Source organism: Pirellulaceae bacterium (assembly GCA_029243025.1).
Classification (GTDB): domain Bacteria; phylum Planctomycetota; class Planctomycetia; order Pirellulales; family Pirellulaceae.
The window spans coordinates 1-17,026 of record JAQWSU010000054.1; the positions used below are offsets into that span (position 1 = coordinate 1).

Sequence of the window (17,026 nt, forward strand, 5' to 3'; positions counted from 1 at the left end):
GCTGGAAGGGTGAGTCCGTATTGGGTAAGTGATTCATCCGGGCTATTCATGAGTGCTTCACGAGCAGTTTTGTCGTCACAGACTGCCTTGAATAGTTGATTGAATCCACTCATTTCATTTTCCATTTTAACCTCGTTTCATTTGTTGAAGGACGGTCAAGCCATCACTGGAGGTTGCTGGATTTCCACAGGAGCTTTGCGAAGCCCTGTGACGCCAGTTGAAATTCGACTTGCTCAACTGGTTGAGGAATCCTACCAATGACGAGTCCATGAATGATGGATTTGCCGATTTGGCCTCCGATGATAGTTCACCAACACAACATCGCAAGTCCCAAAAACGCTTCGAGTCTACCGAGTGAAGCATCGCTTACAAGTGGTTCAGCAGAGTGCTCCGGTTCGATGTAATGACGACATCATGCACGGGTTCATCGAATTGAATTTTCTACCCGTTAGGCACAACCCGTGATTTGATCAGTCACACGGAGGATTGAAAATTAAATTTCAAGCTGCTTTAACCTGTTCAACGATGGCGGCGGAAGCTTAAGGCGACGCAAGTTCCGACCAGGATCAGACAAGCAGAGGTTGGTTCGGGAACTGCGGCGGCTTCGACGCGAGGGCCTACCTCATATCCACCGTCTGTGAAAGCAACGACGAAATCTGACCTGTCTAAGTCGGCATCGCCATTCCAGTCCCCGGTTGCCCAGGTTGAGTTACCCGCAATGCCGTCTTCATACTCGCCCGCTGTGAAAACGACAACAAAGTCACCACTGTTGAACTCGCCGTTCAGGTCGGAATCGCCGATGTAGGTCAGCTTGAGTGTCTTGACCCAAAAATCCCGGTCACCTGAGTCAACCGTTCCACTTCCGTCTAAATCGAACGAAGCATCACCGCCGGTGCGAATTGCAGCCGATAGCAAGTCGATGTCCGGCGCATCCAGGATTTCGTTTTTATTGAAATCTCCGATGATGCCGGCACTCAAAAACGAATCAGGGATTAGCTGAGCATCTCCCTGCAGCACGCCGTCGTTGCCGAAACTCGAGGCGTCTTTGATGACTCCATTTTCGACCGTGTCAAAATGATAAAGTGCAACCGTATGTTCGTCGGACGAATATGCGGTCGTGGGCAGCGGGAACGATTCCTCCGCCTCATATCGGACAATATTCGAGAGTCGGACTTCATCGACAAGTCCTTCAAAACTGCTGTTTGTCTCATCGCCACGTGTTCGGCGTCCAACTTTTAGAGTGTCCGGCGAGTCGTTAACTCCGTCTCCTTCCAGAAAACTTTCGGCTACCCATTCACCATCCATGAACATGTTGATGATTTCACCATCCCACGTCATTGCCAAATGCGTCCATTCATCGATTGGGACTTCAAACCCGCTATAGTGCCATTTCCAAGCCTGGTCTTGCGGTCTGACGGCCGTATCATACATACCATTCACAACTGCGAACTCGTAAGAATCTTCTTTGTTGACGACCAAGTTTTCTCGGTCCAAGACCTCTGCTTTGACCCACGCCTCCAGCGTGAAAACCTCGAGGTCTACATCCAAGCTGTCCGAATCGGGGACTTCAAAGAAACTATCAGGGTCACCAACTAGCTCAAGCACCTGATTGCCGCCAATGGCGAATTGACTCAAGAGGCTACAAATCACAGTGACAAGAACAGCAGACAGTAGATTACGTTCGTTCATGAGATTCATCCAATCAAAGATGAGGAGCGTTCATTACGAGTCAAAGTATGGTGGATTCATCGTGCGGTTACAAGAAACAAAAAAACTGTGCCGTGTTTGCGAGTGAAATGCGTAAGAAGCTGAAGGCTTGTCACTACGAAAATAGCGACCTTGGGTTATGAAAAATAACCTTTGGTTTCATTCGTGATGTTCAGTTATCGATGATAGATCCAGGGCTGAAATGACTATTTTTAAATGCAAATGGAACATCCTGCTTAAGCGAGAAGTTGATCGTTTAACCCTTCAGTCGGTTTCGAATTCCGGCCATTACTTTTTTCAGGCGGGAGGAACTTCTTCATCTCGATTGGTATCGCGTTGGAATTTCATCAGTGTGTGTGGTTAGTGTCGCAGTTTGTGTCCCCATGAGGTCGTAGCTATCGCCTAATTGTTTCTGCTGTTTGAGTAAACTTGTTGTCGCATCAGCTGCGTTTTTTGATTCTCATGTGACGCGCGAAGTTGTCTCGCGATTGGTACAATTCTGGATTGATGTGGTCGTCGTATTTTTCAGTGACGCAACCGAGATACTCCCCAAACATGAAGCCGATATTTGCTTGTTTGAAAGGCCAAAATGAAATATCTGATTCTTTTAATTGCCCTCGCTATTCTGACGCCCGATGTAGATGTGGTAGCCGAAGAGTTTGGGCCTTTGTTCAACGGTAAATCGCTGAACGGTTGGATGTCGACTCCCGGCGGTGATTGGAAGGTCAAGAACGGAGTGATTATTGGTACGAGTGAGAAATCCGAGAGTCGCCACGGAATCTTGCTCTCCGATCGGAAGTACAAGGATTTCGTGGTAAAGGGCAAGTTTCGTGTGATGAAGGGGGACAGTGGTTTCTATTTTCGCGCCGAACCAGTTCAGAGTAGTGTCAGCGTCCATGGTTTTCAGGTTGAAATTGACACGTCTCAAGAAACGGGTGGCTTATATGAAACCGGCGGTCGTGGGTGGGTGAAACAACCGTCGGTCGATGTGATCAAGCAACGCAAGTATGAGCCAGGCCAGTGGACCGATCTCGAATTGAGCGCTGTTGGGAAAGATGTCATTGTCAAAATCAACGGGGTAGTGTCTGCCAAGCTTGAGAATGACAAGGGGCGCCGTGAGGGCCATTTTGGCCTGCAACTGCATGGAGGGCAGGATATGCACGTTGAGTTTCGAGATCTTGTTCTGGCCGAGATTAACGGAGAGTCAAGTCGTGAGAGGTAAAGGGGGCTGACTTTCAACGAGCTGTCTTGGCGTGATTGTTTTCGATGGTCGACACGACAATTTTTCCACCTGGGCGGTACCAGGAACGATCGGTCTCAATCCGGTTGATCAAGGCAGTGGTACAAACCTCAAGCTGATTCACGATCTTACGCATCGTCTGCCTGTCAGCACGACACCCTTTGGGATGCGCGGAGATGACGAGCGGATATGACGAGCGGATATGACGATCTGAGCGACTGGGTCACAATCGTTGAGCGTCGGCAGTTTGCAGCGACGTTATTGAAATCCAAGCTTGCGAGTCCACCAGATCCTTAATGGCTCAAAACCAAGTATGGCTGGCAGGGCATTGCGAGCCAGATGGTACAACGAATTCAAGATTTGAAGGTCTGTTGACGGTTCAATTGCTTCGTGCCGTGACTGTCGAAGTCGGTGTGATTGTACCCCCTTCGGATTAGTGACTGATCGGCTGTGAAATTCGTAGGTAAGCAAAGAAGTCTCGCAATTCTTGATTCGTCATTTCATCGAGTAATCCGGTTGGCATGAGGCTCCGTCCAACGGGTGTGATTGCATCCACCTCCTTACGTTGGATACGGATATCTTCACCAGCCTTTCCTCGCAGGGTGACAATTTGTGTGTCTTGATCCGTTACAAAGCCTGAGAGTAAACGGCCCTCGCTAGTCTCTATCGTGACGTATTCGAAACCTTCGCGGATTTCAATATTGGGAGTGATCACACTCGTCAGTAGCGTGTCAAGATTGCCACGCTGGTAAGGTGTGAGGTCAGGGCCAATGTTACCACCCTTGTGAAACAATCGATGACAGGTGGCACATTGTTTCTTGAAAGTTGCCTCACCTGCATAGGGATTTCCTGTTCCGTTGGCGAGGATGTCGCGAACTTGTTGGATGCGTTGTTGAAAATCCAATGCCTGGCTTTGCTCGCTTTTCCCCAAATGCTGTTTTGCTGCGGTGGCGATCGGGGCGTCGGGATGTGTACGGAGTCGATCAGCCACATCACGAGGGATCACAGACGGATCGATCTTGCCAGCTGCAATGCTCTCCGTGAGTTGCCGCGTCCAGACATTTCGGCAGAGCATCAAGTCGAAGAAAGCAGGGAGGACTTCGTCTGGAAATCGCGAGTGATTACCGAGTAGACGTTCACCAATTTCGGGAGCGGAAAAAGCGGAGACGGCTGTTAACGCTGCTCGTTGAAGTGCCGAGTCGCTGGCGGTTAGGGAAAGATCAAGCAGCGGCTGTAGGCTTTCGTCCGGTTTGACTTCGCCTAAGGTGCGTGTGATCGCGATCCGATCCACGGAAGGGAGCGTTTCTTTTTGGAGCAGTCCGATCGCTTCGCGGATCGCTTGCACGTCTCCCAGACGTACGCGTAGTTCCAGCGATGATTGCCCGCTATTGACCAGGGAGTTGGCGAGATTGCTCGGCAGTCCGACCATTCGCCGCCCAACGTAAGCCTGCTCAAAGCCTTTCAATAGCTCGTCCATTTGGTTTTTTTCGGTAGTGATTTTTAATAATCTTGCGCAATGTTGGAGGTCTTGGTTTTTCCCCTTGAGCGCCAAGCTCCGCATTATTCGTGCCAGAATGTGTCGAATCACCATCGGTTCACGACGAAAACGAGGGTTCTCAAACAACGCCATGACTGCATCGCGTTCACGATCGAGATTAGCTTCGATGACCCACCAACAGAGCAGCGGCAGATAGGGATCATCGATGTCTTCGCGATGTTTTAACAGCGCACTTACCAAAGAAATCGCCTGGTCCGGTGGTAGGCGACGTGCAGAGCCTGCGAGTTGAGAACGAACCTCCGCATTTTTTTCGTTCGCTGCAAGGGCGAGAATGGTTGGGTAAAGATTTTCGGGAACGCGGGCTGCTTTCGATGGATTTGCACCGAGGCTATCGATCAGTCCAACTTGATTGCGTTTGTTGGCAAAGCCCACATCATCACAGATGAAGCGAACCGTCCAGTAGCGGACAAGTGGAGATTCGTGTCCCAGAGCATCCAACGCGGTTTTCTGATCCAAGCCAAAGCCTTGATACAAGGCCCACAGTGCATTCAGGGATTCCTGGTGTTCTCCGCTGACCACCAATTGTTGCAACTTGATTGCTGAACTTGGATCTTTGCGTTCGCCCAATAGTCGCACTGCCGTGTGACGGTGCCAGCGGTTTGGATGACGAAGCAGATCGATCAGTTGGTCGGTTGACTTGGCATGGAGATTGAGATCTCGCTCGGTTTTTTCCTGTTTGCCGCGCAAGCGGAAGATGCGCCCTGTGGTGGGGTCGATTTGGCTTTGATAGTGCTGCCCGTGCGCAATGTAGTGTTCGTAAAAGTCGGCAACCAGGACCGATCCATCTGGCGCATTGCCAATATAAACAGGTCGAAAAGCGAAATCGTCAGACGTCAGTACTTTGTCCAAATCATTGGTTTTGAACGTGGCGCCTCGTGGCTGGCGCTGGCTCGCAATCACAAAGTTGTGCAGCGGTTCCACACTAAAAAAGGTGCGCTGATATTTCGCTGGTAGCGCTGTTGCTTCCACGAATGTGGCGAAATGCGTGAAACGCGGAATCGGCTGCTCGCTTGCCATCATGGGCAGGTCACCAAATGCGAATGGATTTCGAACAGGACCAAACTTGTTGGGTGACGTGCCTTGCATGAGATGTAAGCCGCCCTGCATGTAATGCCAACCGCGAGTCTGTCCGCCATTATTTCCTGTGAACAGACGGCCGCCCGAATCAATTTCCAAACCAAAGTTGTTACCACCGCCCTCAGAGAAAATCTCAAATCGTTGGCTTTCGGGGTGATAACGCCACACCATGCAACCCTGGAAGTAGACGCCCGGTGAATTGGGTGGATCGATTTTCGGTCGTGTTACATGACACGAGGTCGTGCTTCCTTGGGCACCATAGAGCCATCCATCCATTCCCCATACCAGTCCATTGGCAACCGAATGCGTGTCTTCCATGCCGAAGCCGCTTAAATGGACAACAGGAGGTCCGTCAGGCACATCGTCAAAGTCTTCGTCGGGATAAAACAACAGGTAAGGCGTGTGCATTACCCAGACGCCACCGCGGCCGCGAATTGCAGCGTTGGCCATGTTAAGACCGTCCTGGAAAATCTTGTGGTGGTCGTACTTGCCGTCACCGGTTGTGTCTTCATGGATAGAAATAACATCGCGTCCGCGATCGTGATGGGGTGGGGGCGGAGGTGTCTTGTCATAGTGGGATCGGTAATAACGATCGCGGCTGATCATTTGCAAACCGGCCGGATACGGATATTGTCGGTATTGAGCGACCCACAAACGCCCGCGAGAATCGAAACTGAAATAGGTGGGCTGAGCGACTAAGGGTTCGGCTAGCATCAGTTCGACAAGCAGATCATCGGCAGCCTTCATTTTTGCGTGAGAGTCTGCGGGAAGAAGTTTCTCGCCATGAAACAGCTTGTTCGCTTCGCCGAGCACGCGATTCGATTCGTGAAACTGGTCGAAGCCGGTCGTTGTTGGCTTCGTTTCCAAGGATCCACCTAAGCGTGCCGATTTGTTTTCTCGTTGAAAATCCCATTTACCCTTGAGAACACATTCCCAGAAATAATTCATGACGAAGGGTGCTTCGCTGAGGAAGCCCCCCTTGCCGTTGGGGGAATACACCCGTATCGACAATTCGTTCCATTGATCAGGGACAAGACTGCCGGAAGGGATTTTGTGTCGATGATTTCCTTGGAGGCCATCCTGATAGTCAGGCGGGAATTCACCGCCGGTGCCGATTTGCTTGCCATTGATGAAAACCTCGTGAGCGCCTGCCAGACTACGGATGTTAAGGATCACCGACTCGCCGTACAGATCTCGTTCGTGCTTACTGAAGAAGGTGCCGTGTGGCTTGAACCAGGTTCGATACCAGGCATATCCTGTAAAATCCTGTTCACTCGGGACTGATACCGATTCCCATTCATCGCCGTTTACACTGGTTGTGGGGTTCAACAACGGGCAAGTGAACAGGATCACAATCAAGATCTTCGAATATTGGTTCATGAATGTCTGTTTCATCAGGGCATGCTGAGCGAGGAAATTAATTTGGTTCCACTCGTGGACTTCATTCGTGATTTGCTGCTTGCTGAGCCTTTTGCATGACGCTGCTCAGCGTGACAGGAGTTCCGCCTAGTCGTTTGCTTTCGTCGGCCGCTTCCATAAAGGCAAAGATCTCCAACGTTTGTTCTGCAGAGACGGGCGGTTTTCCTGTTTTGAAAAATCGAATGATTTCTACGATCAGCGGTTCATAACCGTCAAAGCCACCACCGGAGACGATTCCTTTCGTACCAAAGACCGTGGATCCATAACCTCGCTGTCCGTCTCGAATACCACGGAAGTTTCCAATGCGACCGTCCTTCCAGACGCCGACTGCCATGTCGGTACCCTGCGTTTGGATGCGAGAAACAGAAACACAGCCGCTCCCCATGATTGTAAAAAGGGGTTCGACTCCGTGAATGCCATACCAGAACAAATCAGGATGGTGTGGTTCTAATGGACAGGGGGCATATTGATCGCACCCTATCAGTTCGCCCAGTTGTGGATCTTGCCGAAGGTTAGCCGTTCGCGAGGAAAATCGCAGTGCTGAACTGGAAAAGCAGGGCACGTTGTGTTGCTGAGCCAGTTGGAAGATTTTGATGGCATCCGTAAGTGAGTTCGCGATTGGTTTGTCGACAAAGACCGACTTACCCGCCTCAAACACTGGGCGGACTTCGGCCAAGTGCTTTCGTCCATCGATGCTCAAGATCATCACCACATCGACCTTTGGTAAGAGTTCGTTGATCGAGTTGACAAGTTCGACGCCCAACTTTTTGACTGGCTCGACTTGCGCCCGAAGCAGTTCCATGCTCTGCGGAATATCAGGGCTGCCGCCGGGGAATCCGGCCACCACGGTCATGTCGGCAAGTTCTCCCGTTGCCTCTGGGTCATTGATGATTTTTGTCCATGCTAAGGCATGCGCGTCCATGCCGATGATGCCGGCTTTGATTGGCAGGGATGGCTGATCGGCCCAGCCGATTTCGAAAGACAGTGAAAGGAAGCATGCCGCCAGCAGGACGTCGTGGATTAACTTGAATCGCATGGTGTCATCTCCGATCGTCTTGATCGTTTGCATTCGATTGATAGATTGCTGCCATCGGATCGCCACCTGACTTGAGATACACAATCAGATCGAGGATTTCATCCAGCGTCAGTACATTGACCAAGCCTGACGGCATGGGCGAAACCCTGGATGGTGACGTTTCTTCGATTTGCTCGCGTAGGACTTCAATTGTGCGAGTGTCGAGCGGATTTACTTGCAGCGTGATCACTGTCGAACTCACACCAACGGGTCTTCCAGTGACGATTTTTCCATCCGTCAGTAGGTAATTCGACAGCCGATATTTGTCGTCCATTACCTTGGAGGGTAGTAGGATCGATTCCAACAGCGCTCGCTCGTCAAATCGGCGACCGACATGAGTGAGGTCCGGTCCCGTAAATGTGCCTTGTTCGCCGAGTCGGTGGCATTGAATGCACGATGCCTTGGCGAAAGCGTTTCCGCCCTGTTCCCACGAACGATCGTGTTGAATTTGGGATAATTTGGCTTCTAGTTCTTGCCAGCTCCACTGTTTCACGAAAGGCGCTGATTGGATATCCGGGACGGTTTTTTCTGCTTCTTTCAATTGGTTTAGGTAGGGCGCGAAAACTTCTTGCTCGGCTTTCGTCAGTGTGGAAATCGCATCTTCCCGAATTGCATTCCGGGCATCCGTAAGTAGTTTGCCGCCCTGATACTGTTGAGCTTTGATGAGTGCGTTAAAAAATGTCTCCCGTGTCTCCGCCGTCCAGCCTTCATTTATGCGCGCCAATAGCTGTGAGTAAAAAATGGCATCTTCTTGGCTAATCGATTTGTGAAGTAAATTGACGGTCCGTGGTACAACCTTAGGTGCTTGCAGGTAGATCAGCAGGCGGCAGAGTTCGCGATTGACGTGGCTACTTGGGTGAGGGAAAAGTGAGTCGAGTTGTCGCAGCGCACGATCAGAATTTTTCGCGGAAGGCGAGCCTTGGCGGATGAAAACTAATTCGTACAAGCGCAAGGCATCGAGAAGTTGCTCACGATCCAGCTGTTCAAGCGACAGTTGTTCTAAGGCGATTAACAGATCGGTTTGGTCCTCGGGGCGCCCCCGTCGGGCCAAGGCTATTTTGGCAGCAATCGAAGCATTGGGGCGTGTTTCCTGCAATGCTCTTTCTCGCCACCAAGCAAGGGTCTGACGTTCAATAGCTAGCCTGGCGGCAAAACGCAGCCAACGGTCTTTGCTATTTAAGTGTGGCCAAGCAGCGTTGATTGCGCGGATGTCCTGGCGGGAATGAAATGTTTCCAATTGGTGCCGAATTTGTCGGGATTGAGATGCAGCTTGGATATGTCTGCGATCTTCTTCACTGGGTGAAATTGTTGGTTCCTCTGGACCCTGATACGAGATGCGATAGAGACCCGATTGCGAACCACGGCCGCCGGTTATGAAATACATTGCACCGTCTGGGCCGAACGTGAGATCACAAATGTTCAACGCGCCGCCTTCGAGGAAAACCTGGTATTGGCAGCTATATGTCGCGCCGCTGGGTGACATTTTCACCTCAAGAATGCGGCCATTTTGCCAGTCTCCCATAAATAATGATGCACGATAACGGGAGGGAAAATGAGAGTGAGTGCCAAACTCTATGCCGGTTGGCGAACCCAATCCTGTGTTGAGCGTTGACGGTAGACTATCGGCAAAGTAGGCCGGCCATTTTCCCGTTCCCCAACGCCAACCGTATTCTCCGCCAGAGACAACGTGATTAAGTCGAGTTGGGCGATACCAAGGCAGGCCGACGTCCCATTCCATGTCGGCATCGTAGGTGAACATCTCACCGTCCTGGTTGAAGGCCAGATCGACCTGATTGCGAAAACCACCGGCGATCACTTCCCAGTCACGACCTTCGGGATCGGTGCGCAAAATGTGTCCCACTCGGACTTCGTCGACCGCGTCTCGAGATTCAGGTAGCAAGTGGTCATCTTGAGGGTTGCGGTAGGGCGAATTTGTGGCCACGCCTTTCGGGAAAGCCACGTCGTTACCGTTCACCACGTAAATCATTTCGTCCGGGCCGAGCACGACTTGATTGGTCCCATGGCCGTAACGGCTTTGGTAGTCCATTGATTTGAGTTTTTGGATCTTGTCATACTGGTCATCGCCATTGGTGTCTCGTAAACGATAGAAGCCTCGGCTGTTGGTTGCACAAACATAGAGGCTGTCGTGTGCGTGAAGTACTCCCCGACAATGTTGAAGAGTATTTTCTAATACCTCAAATTCAGCGATTGCCTGCCGCTCGTCATTGAGTGTCAGTCGGACGATTCCTCGTTTGTCGCGACCGATAATCACGCGGCCACGATCATCAAAGGTCATGCTGATCCACGAACCTTCGCCCTGGCGCGCTGAACGCAACAACTGAGCGTGAAATCCTGCTGGTAGGGTAATTGATTCCACGGCGGTGGCCTGCCCACCGCCAGGCAGATCGTTATCCGCATGGAGATCCTGGTAGGCGATTCCCATTGCTAACAAAAACCATGTGAGAAATCGCGATGCTCGGCGATTTGAGCGTGGTTCTGCCAAGAAAAAGTGTTGCATTTTCAAAATCACACCTTCGCAGCTTGCAGAGTAGTCGAGTTCTTTGGTTTTACCGCCACAAATTTATGCTCGACCTGCCATGGTCGAGTGGATTGTTTTGTGGTCCACTCAGCTCGAAAAATGAGAGGGAACGTGAGGGGCGTCGCTGTCGACAGTGGATCGCGATTAGGCCAATCAACAAGATCAGTGCGGATTCCGGTTCTGGGATCAGTTTTCCCGCTGCACGCGGACCTTGCTCGTAACCTGCGTCCTGAAATGCCTTCACGAGATCCCCGGACCCAAAACGTTGGTCAGCGTTCCAATCGCCATGTTGCCAACTGGCAGCGATGTCCTGTTCGAATTTTCCAGCTTGGAAAACGGACACAAGGTCTGAGGAATTGAATTTGCCATCCAGGTTAGCATCGCCAAACCAGCTCCGCTTTAGGTCGCGTACCCAAATCTCCGAATCGGTTGTATCAACCACTTTGTCAGCGTTTAAATCGAAGGAAACGTCGTTTGTTGCCAGTGCAATTTGTTCATGCAAGGCATTGATGTCCTGCAGGTCGAGATTACCGTTGCCGTCAAAATCGCCTGGCAAGATGACAGTCCCGAGTTCGTAAGAAAGGTAAAAACCATCCAGGTTTGCGCCTTCGTTCGGGTAGATGTCGTCCGGTTCTTGAAAGTCACAGCAGAAGTTGTTCGCAAAAAGGATGAAATTGAACTCGGTCGGATTGCCGATGGCTGAGCGAGGAATGGCCAATTCCACGTCGAGCATCGATGATTGATCTCGTTCGAGGTCTGCTGTGTGCCCCCAACCCCACTCTGCTTGGGTGCCGCCAGTAAATTGGTAGGTGGTGGAACCCTCGATTAAATAATCGCTTCCAACCGCCAAGAAATTTCCGTTGTAACCCGATGTTTCGTCTGCGTCCGCATCCAGGTAGGTACCGATGCGCCATGCTTCGTCAACTTCCCATGCGATGGATTCCAGGTGGAAATAGACATTTTGACTGTCGTTTGCGACTTGAATTCGGAAGATGTCGACAGGGAAGAAATCATCGAAATCTTCGTCTTCTTCATACCACGGGATGCCTTCCCAGTCACTGCGGTCTGGATCCCCGGCTGCGACCTGGATCGTACCATCGGGAACCGGATTGCTTTGTTCTTCAAGTGGGTCCGCGTGAGAAAAGGTGGCCAAGTTTAGCACCGAAACGCCACAGACGATACGGAAAATGGAGTTGGACATTGCAAAATGGTTCCAGCTAATTGGCATCTAAAAGGAAGCGTCGATGGATTGCAGAGGTTGCCTTCTCTGCTTTGAGCGATAGACGCAGTTTACCAGATCGAAGAGCGGCGAAAGCAAAAATCAACCAGTCGACTACGAGGGCATGATGTGGTTCCGGGACACTCCTAACGCTGGTCTGATACGTGCCCGCTTGAAATGCAACGATGAAGTCGGCCGATGAAAAGTCGCCATCTCCGTTCCAATCGCCCGTTGCCCATTGAGCATTTAGCGGAATTGTATCTTCGTATTGTCCGGTTTGAAAAACGAAGATTAAGTCAGCTGAATTGAAAATGCCGTCGAGATTCGAATCGCCATAGACGCTCTTCGCGACATGGGTAATCCAATGAGTGCGATCCTTTGCGTCAACCACTCTGTCCTGGTTCAAGTCGTAATTGTGATTCGTCGATTCGTTACGAATCGCTTCACTTAATTCGTCAATTTTCACTGGAGGAATCACGGCAGTTAACAGATCTGACCAGTAGTTTGGCAGGCGGTCGTAGGGGTTGGGTAACAGGTCGTCAGTGATGTAGACTGCCCCGATGTTTCGCTCATCCGCAAGTTGTGTGATTTGCATCATGGTTGATCGATCCGCGGAGTGTACGATATGGGCAAATCGTTCAGCTGGATATCGAGTTACCCATGCAGGTGTTGTGAAGGTCTGATGGTAGAGGTGGCCGAAGCTTTCGTAGGTCACCAGTTTATCGAACGACTCCACAAAATCATTGGGATGAAATCCAGCCGCGCCGTTGCTGCTGTCAAACAAGGCTGATGTTCCCGGATTTCCCGTGATTCGAAGCTGCTCGTTTTTCGAGATGAGATGTGTTTTGATCGCCTGGTAGTAGTTCAGGTTCGCCAGGTCGTTGGAGACTTCATCCAGGAAAATCCCACCGACGAGTGCTTGATCGGTGCGGTAAAAGTCTGGGGTCAGATAGCGATCGATTTCACTCAGGACGAACGATAAATCTCGGCTTCCCCAACGGGTGTGGACATAACCGTAGAGGGTGGCGCCGGCTGCGAAAAGGTCGATTAGGGGGCCTTCCGAGCCCTCGCGATTGATGTAGTTAAATCCAATGTTGCCGTTCCCCGGTCCACTGTTGGGGTTGAGGATTACATCCAGAATTCCCGGCCGGGCAATGTCGGTCATGGCGGCCCAAAGGTCCTGTCCGGATCCACAACACGGGTTGCCGTAGGCCGGAATGATCAATTGCGAAAGTTCGTCGCCGCTGCAGACTGTCTCAAGTCCCAGGCCGCTCAACAACATAAGCACACAGGCTGCCATTCCGGCAATTCTTGATGTGCTGATTCGACTCTTAATGGACCAACGCTCCGGCGTTGGATTGGGGCTTTCCGATCGACGCTGCGAATTGAAAGGGCCCTGTAAGCTGAAGCTCAGCTCCGTCACGTGGATCAATTGATGGTACGGGACTGTTATCAGCGACTCATGTCGGAATATTTTCAGGTCGTCGTTTGCCATAAGAGGTGGAGTTTCGATGGATGAAGGCTGTTTCAACGATCGGTCAGTATATCCCCCGGGATTATGAGGGGCAAAAGGCTGTTTTCGGTAGTTTCATCGTTTGGGGAAATTTTTCCGAAGTGGATGATGTCGTTGTCCGATTTCTGATCGTTGATTACTAAAATCGGAATTTTTCGAAGTGTTATTTAATTTGTTGCAGCTTGTCTTTTTCTTGATCGCATTCCTCAGGAGGGCGGGACAGCAAATGTCAAGGAGATCTGTCGCCGGAGGGATATTATTTTGACTACTCAAGCAATTGTTACTATCTTGAATTGTGTTGAGGAGAACAGAGAGGGAGGCCTAACTCTCAGGGAAGTTGTTGAAGCGACAATGGCGTCACGATTGACGGTTGATTTGCCCTCTTTCGTTGGTGCGTCTTGACGGTGCGTCTTGACGGTGCGTCTTGACGATCTCATATTGCTCCTGTGGGACGACATAACGCTTAGGTAATAGGCGTGGTCCGACGGGAAAGGCAATGTTCTCGGAATTTCAGCCGCAATCTGGGCCAGATTTCTTGCCCTCATCACGAAACAAATTAGCATTTGAATTTATACGGAAATAATCAACGGAGAAACACAAGTGGAGAACACCATGGTGCTGTATCGGGTGCTGTATCGGGCGCTGTATCGGGCGCTGTATCGCCATTTTACGCCAGGGACGATTTTGTGGGTCGGGCTTTTGTGTGGACTATTTACCAGCCCAGTTTTTGGCGTCGAGACCGCTCTCCAACAAACGGCGAACGTGCCTCAAGCTGCATCCTCTGATGCACCCAAAAAACAGTCGGTGAAAAAGCAGGCCAATGCGAAGAAACGGAAACAGAAAAATCGAAAAACAGTGGGGCCTGCAATTGGTGGTAACACAGCAACGCCAATTGATCGAATAACTGCTGCCCCAGGTTTCAAGGTGGAACTGTTGTATTCCGTGCCGGGCGTCGACCAGGGTTCGTGGGTGAATCTATGCACAGACAATCGAGGACGGCTCTTAGTGAGTGATCAGTATGGAGGCATGTACCGAATCGCTCCGCCAGCTCCCGATCAAGGGATTACACAAAATGATGTGGAAAAGGTTCCTGCCGACATTCGAGCTGTTAACGGAATGGTCTGGGCGCGTGACTCGCTCTATGTAGGGGTCAACGATTATGAAGGTAAGATTCCATCTGGTCTCTACCGTCTCACGGATAGCGACGGGGATGATCATCTCGATAAGGTGGAAATGCTGCATGAAATTAAATCCAGAGGCGATCATGGTGTTCACGCGGTAATGCCGACGCCTGATGGGAAAGCGTTATATCTGATTACTGGAAATAACACGGAACCTCCGCCGCTTGCAGACAGCTCACCTGTACGCCAGGTCTGGGGGGAAGATCATTTGCTGCCCAGCATGCCCGATGGCCGAGGCCACAATCGAGGCCGATTAGCACCCGGCGGAATTATTTATCGCGTTTCTTGGGATGGGAAACAGTTTGATGGCGTGGCATCGGGATTTCGAAATATCTACGACGCTGCGATCAATCGCGACGGTGAACTATTCACCTACGATGCGGATATGGAGTATGACTTCAACACGCCTTGGTATCGACCAACGCGGATTTGTCATGTGACGAGTGGTGCGGAATTTGGTTGGCGTAATGGGGCTGGTAAACGTACGCCGTTTTACGCCGATAATATGCCGGGAGTGCTTGATATAGGACCCGGTTCACCGACTGGTATGACATTTGGATACGGTGCGAAGTTTCCTGCCAAGTACCAGAATGCACTGTATGCGCTCGACTGGAGTTGGGGGCGGCTGTATGCCGTGCATCTTGAAGAAGATGGTGCCTCCTATAAGGCGACCAAAGAAGAATTCCTGACAGGGGCTCCTTTGCCGATCACGGATGCGATTATTCATCCTGGTGACGGTGCTATGTATTTTACGATTGGTGGTCGACGAGTTCAGTCTGGCCTTTACCGTGTTACCTATATTGGAGACGAGTCGACAGAGCCTGTTGTTGCAGAACCACGTACGCCAAACGAAGCGACTGTGATTCGGCGCAAACTGGAAACTTTTCATGGCAAACAGGATCCGGCTGCGATTACAGTCGCCTGGCCCTACTTATCCGCCGAAGATCGATTCGTTCGATTTGCGGCAAGAAACGCCGTCGAACATCAGCCAACTACATTATGGGCGGAGAAGGCCTTGTTGGAATCCGATCCGGCGAAACAAGTAGAAGCCTTGTTGGCACTGACGCGCGTCACCGGTGTTTGTCCCCTACATCGCAAAGGCGAAACTGCCGAAATCGATACGGGAATGCGCGACCGAATCCTATCCGCTGCGATTGCGATTGATTCATCAAAACTAAATCAATCCCAGCGGCTTACACTTCAACGAACGATTCAACTTGCGCTGATCCGATTTGGTCGTCCTGATGAAGTGATGGTCAATCGGTTGATTGCAAATCTTGATCCGCAATTTCCAGCCAACTCATTTGAACTCAACTGGTTTCTCTGCGAAACCCTGGCATTTCTACAGTCGCCGACCGTTGCCAGCAAAGCGATCGAATTGATCCAAACAGCTCCCGCTCAAGAAGAGCAAATGCAATATGCTCGATCGATTCGAATGTTAAAGCCTGGGTGGACACCTGAACTGCGGATTGCTTATTTCGAGTGGTTTCTAAAGGCCGCCAATTACAAAGGTGGCGCAAGCTTCGATAAGTTCATTGAATTCATTCGGAATGATGCGGTTGCCTCGTTGTCTGACGATGAAAAATCCTCGTTGGCCGAACTGCTGGCGATCAAGCCGGAAAAAAAATCGGCTCTGGAAAATTTCGGAAGTGTGTTCGAGGGTCGTGAAGAAAATAAATGGACTCTCGAAGAACTGTCAGCTGCTGCGCAAACCGGTCTCACTCAGCGTGATTTCAAGAACGGTCAAAAAATGTTCGCCGCTAGTGGGTGTTACGCTTGTCACCGTTTTGGTAATCAGGGTGGCATGACTGGGCCCGATCTAACCTCTGCCGGTCGTCGCTATTCGCCCCGTGATTTACTGGATCAGGTCATTCATCCAAGTAAAGTCATCAACGAACAGTTCTCCGCAGTCACCGTCGTGACCAACGAAGGGAAGGTGCATAACGGAGTTGTTGTGAATTTGAACGGTGATGGTTTGACACTGAATACGGATCTGACGAATCCGAATCAGCGCGTCAACATCGACCGTAAGCAAATTGACGAATTAGTCGTTTCCAAGACCTCGCCGATGCCGGAGGGATTGTTCAGTCGGATGACCGAAGCTGAAATTCTGGATCTGGTCGCCTATTTGCTCAGTGCAGGTGATGCCACGCATGACTATTTTAAACAGTGATGGATCCCGTTGATTCTGTCGGGTTCAAGATGTAAGCAAGCGTCGCAACGGATGTGCGACGCGAAGGGAAAAGCATCCTGGTCAGTGGCACCCCAGATTTTTTCGTTGTTAATCTCGCTGCGAAAATAACAACGTGGAAAATGAGCTAACCGAATCAAGGCGGACAGTAACTTGCCTCGCTTTTCACCTCTGTTTGTGAGGCGACCAGACCGTCGTTCGCCGAATGGGAGCTCGAAACAGCCCGGTTTGTTAGTCTGAAATTGCCTCGCTTGCTGATTTCAAAGGCCGTCTCTCGCTATGAACGGTTGGCTTGCGAGGTAGATCG

At 50.8% G+C, this 17,026-nt stretch carries 10 protein-coding genes; 4 read left to right on the top strand and 6 right to left on the bottom strand.

What is annotated here, in order from left to right:
• Positions 1–519: 519 nt before the first annotated feature.
• Positions 520–1,689 (bottom strand): LamG domain-containing protein, encoded by a 1,170-nt coding sequence (locus tag P8N76_26230; GenBank protein MDG2385196.1) that lies wholly within the window; start codon positions 1,687–1,689, stop codon positions 520–522.
• A gap of 607 nt (positions 1,690–2,296) precedes the next feature.
• Here P8N76_26230 and P8N76_26235 point away from each other — a divergent pair.
• Positions 2,297–2,929 (top strand): DUF1080 domain-containing protein, encoded by a 633-nt coding sequence (locus P8N76_26235; protein MDG2385197.1) that lies wholly within the window; start codon positions 2,297–2,299, stop codon positions 2,927–2,929.
• A 31-nt stretch (positions 2,930–2,960) separates the two neighbouring features.
• Positions 2,961–3,140: a hypothetical protein gene (locus P8N76_26240; protein MDG2385198.1), complete on the top strand. Its 180-nt coding sequence runs from the start codon at positions 2,961–2,963 to the stop codon at positions 3,138–3,140.
• A 240-nt stretch (positions 3,141–3,380) separates the two neighbouring features.
• Here P8N76_26240 and P8N76_26245 read toward each other — a convergent pair whose 3' ends face one another.
• From P8N76_26245 to P8N76_26265, 5 genes are all read right to left on the bottom strand, one after another.
• The gene (locus tag P8N76_26245; protein MDG2385199.1) at positions 3,381–6,962 is read right to left on the bottom strand and encodes a c-type cytochrome; all 3,582 of its coding nucleotides are present in this window, start codon (positions 6,960–6,962) and stop codon (positions 3,381–3,383) included.
• A gap of 61 nt (positions 6,963–7,023) precedes the next feature.
• Positions 7,024–8,037, bottom strand: coding sequence for a Gfo/Idh/MocA family oxidoreductase (locus tag P8N76_26250; protein ID MDG2385200.1), 1,014 nt, complete (start codon positions 8,035–8,037; stop codon positions 7,024–7,026).
• Between the two features lie 4 nt (positions 8,038–8,041).
• Positions 8,042–10,594, bottom strand: coding sequence for a heme-binding protein (locus P8N76_26255; GenBank protein MDG2385201.1), 2,553 nt, complete (start codon positions 10,592–10,594; stop codon positions 8,042–8,044).
• A 49-nt stretch (positions 10,595–10,643) separates the two neighbouring features.
• On the bottom strand, positions 10,644–11,816 hold the full coding sequence (locus P8N76_26260; GenBank protein ID MDG2385202.1) for a hypothetical protein: 1,173 nt from the start codon (positions 11,814–11,816) through the stop codon (positions 10,644–10,646).
• Between the two features lie 16 nt (positions 11,817–11,832).
• Positions 11,833–13,134, bottom strand: a complete 1,302-nt coding sequence (locus tag P8N76_26265) for a spherulation-specific family 4 protein (protein MDG2385203.1) — start codon at positions 13,132–13,134, stop codon at positions 11,833–11,835.
• A 215-nt stretch (positions 13,135–13,349) separates the two neighbouring features.
• Here P8N76_26265 and P8N76_26270 point away from each other — a divergent pair, with 215 nt between their 5' ends.
• Both P8N76_26270 and P8N76_26275 read left to right on the top strand, forming a co-directional pair.
• Entirely contained in the window at positions 13,350–13,490 is a 141-nt protein-coding gene (locus P8N76_26270) for a hypothetical protein (GenBank protein MDG2385204.1), read from the top strand.
• Between the two features lie 457 nt (positions 13,491–13,947).
• The gene (locus P8N76_26275) at positions 13,948–16,701 is read left to right on the top strand and encodes a c-type cytochrome (GenBank protein ID MDG2385205.1); all 2,754 of its coding nucleotides are present in this window, start codon (positions 13,948–13,950) and stop codon (positions 16,699–16,701) included.
• Positions 16,702–17,026 lie beyond the last annotated feature (325 nt).

What these genes read in the sequence shown, in the direction of transcription:
- P8N76_26270 (MDG2385204.1), top strand. Translation starts at nt 13,350, where the DNA reads ATGAAGGCTGTTTCAACGATCGGTCAGTATATCCCCCGGGATTATGAG.
- P8N76_26245 (MDG2385199.1), bottom strand. Translation starts at nt 6,962, where the DNA reads ATGAACCAATATTCGAAGATCTTGATTGTGATCCTGTTCACTTGCCCG.
- P8N76_26255 (MDG2385201.1), bottom strand. Translation starts at nt 10,594, where the DNA reads ATGCAACACTTTTTCTTGGCAGAACCACGCTCAAATCGCCGAGCATCG.
- P8N76_26235 (MDG2385197.1), top strand. Translation starts at nt 2,297, where the DNA reads ATGAAATATCTGATTCTTTTAATTGCCCTCGCTATTCTGACGCCCGAT.
- P8N76_26260 (MDG2385202.1), bottom strand. Translation starts at nt 11,816, where the DNA reads ATGTCCAACTCCATTTTCCGTATCGTCTGTGGCGTTTCGGTGCTAAAC.
- P8N76_26250 (MDG2385200.1), bottom strand. Translation starts at nt 8,037, where the DNA reads ATGCGATTCAAGTTAATCCACGACGTCCTGCTGGCGGCATGCTTCCTT.
- P8N76_26265 (MDG2385203.1), bottom strand. Translation starts at nt 13,134, where the DNA reads ATGGCAGCCTGTGTGCTTATGTTGTTGAGCGGCCTGGGACTTGAGACA.
- P8N76_26230 (MDG2385196.1), bottom strand. Translation starts at nt 1,689, where the DNA reads ATGAACGAACGTAATCTACTGTCTGCTGTTCTTGTCACTGTGATTTGT.